Genomic DNA, 1,605 nt, shown 5'->3' with positions numbered 1-1,605 from the left:
GCTGCCGCATGTTCAAAGGAGCATCGCCATGCAACAAATCACCATCACCTTCAGCGACGACGACACTTTGCCCGATCGTCTTCGAATGATGGCTGATGAGATCCAAGTACCCGTCGAAGCGCTCATCATTCGAGCAATCGACGCGCACCTCGGAGACAAGTACCTGAAAAAACCACCCAGCGATATTCAAGCAAAATCACTAGGGGAGTTGTTTCAGGCCTACGGGTTGACCAAACCAAAAACCTGAACGCCCTGAACGGGGCAGAATTTAAACCCAACGGGGTCACTCATCCCGCTGGGGGTGAGGGCCTCTTTTTAGGATGACCATCATGAATAGTTCTTTAGCTATGGCAATCGCCAAGGCAACGTTTGAGTGCTGCGTTCGCGCGCAGGAAAAAAACCGCTCCCTACACAACATCAACCTGGACGCCGTAGTGTTTCAGGTGCTTGCGCAAGAGCAGTCAAGCACTAACGCTCCAGTCAAATACTGGAGTTCGTATGGGGTCGAAGGAACCACAGCGCATACCCATCAAATGGATCTTTCCGATCTGAGAGAATCCAATGGTCAGATAGATGTTTGGTGCGCTGGGATTGAAGGCAAACCGGATGATCATATTCGGGTTGTGACGGAAATCGGAACGAACCCGATCAATGGGATTGACCGTGTGCCGTCTGTCCGCATTTCTTTTGACTACGAGAATCTCGCATTCGCGCTATTCAAAGTTGGCAACAAGATAGTGCTTAACCCGGAATATGGAGTCAGGGTCAGTGCTGCGGAAGATAAATTCGAGATCGTACAGGAGTGCACGTGAAAACGTCGCCATCTACTGTGATCATTTTTGATAACAATGGAGAATGCAATCATGCAAAAATATACACTACCTGCTTCTTGGTCAAGCGCACTGGTTAACGACCAGTGGGAAGGGTATGAAGAAAAAGAAGCCACTGCGATTCGGAAATGGCTCGACACGAATCGTCCTGGCCGTTGTGTTGGTTGCTCGGATCCGCAGTATTTCGCGAGATCGCATGATGCGATGGACGTAAGTCCGTCCGGTGATTATGTGCTGGAATATGATTTCGTATAATCAGCTATTTTTTAATCTAAAGTAAAAAGCTCGTTTACTAGTTTTAACCCTCGCAGGGAACACCCTGCGGGGTGGACTCTGCGAATTTTCATGGAGTCCACTATGAACGTCGAAATTAAGACCGCTGATAACCTTCAATACGTTGAGGTCAGACCTACGCCAGTGAATAATGCGAGCCACGCGACTTTGGTGCGATTGGTGAATAAAGTGTGCGATCCTTACGACGCGCCTGTTCTATTTGCATGTATCGTGGCATTCGTTGCACTTTGGTTTATAGTGTAGCTATGCGGTAGCAACCAACCATCCCTACGGGGATGGTTTTCTAAAGCATCCTTTGGGGTGCTTCAGAAAACCAAGTTTGTTCCTCAGTTGCGTAATGCACTGAGTTCAAGAGGTTGCTGGCCTTGTCGGAAGACGAAACAGCGTTCAACGCACGCAAGTGCAATTCAACCACCCACGCGGGGCCATCCCGCTGGGTTGGCTTCGCTCTGTCATGGAGCATAGAATGAGCAGCATGAAC

The 1,605-nt window shown here is 49.2% G+C and carries 3 protein-coding genes; all 3 read left to right on the top strand.

From position 1 onward, the window contains the following. On the top strand, nucleotides 1–247 hold a 247-nt coding region (locus OX89_RS01285; RefSeq protein ID WP_234305468.1), incomplete at its 5' end, for a hypothetical protein. Between the two features lie 82 nt (nucleotides 248–329). Continuing rightward, complete coding sequence (locus OX89_RS01280) at nucleotides 330–812, top strand: hypothetical protein (protein ID WP_157497249.1); 483 nt, start codon at nucleotides 330–332, stop codon at nucleotides 810–812. 51 nt (nucleotides 813–863) lie between these two features. Continuing rightward, on the top strand, nucleotides 864–1,085 hold the full coding sequence (locus tag OX89_RS18350; protein WP_157497246.1) for a hypothetical protein: 222 nt from the start codon (nucleotides 864–866) through the stop codon (nucleotides 1,083–1,085). The last annotated feature ends 520 nt before the right edge of the window (nucleotides 1,086–1,605 follow it).

This window comes from Diaphorobacter sp. J5-51, assembly GCF_001023515.1.
Taxonomy (GTDB): domain Bacteria; phylum Pseudomonadota; class Gammaproteobacteria; order Burkholderiales; family Burkholderiaceae_C; genus Diaphorobacter; species Diaphorobacter nitroreducens.
Note: the sequence above shows the minus strand (reverse complement) of the source record. Positions and strands in the feature narration are given on the sequence as shown.

Bases quoted from the DNA above. Each gene is read 5' to 3' on its own strand.
- OX89_RS01280 (WP_157497249.1), top strand. From the start codon at position 330: ATGAATAGTTCTTTAGCTATGGCAATCGCCAAGGCAACGTTTGAGTGC.
- OX89_RS18350 (WP_157497246.1), top strand. From the start codon at position 864: ATGCAAAAATATACACTACCTGCTTCTTGGTCAAGCGCACTGGTTAAC.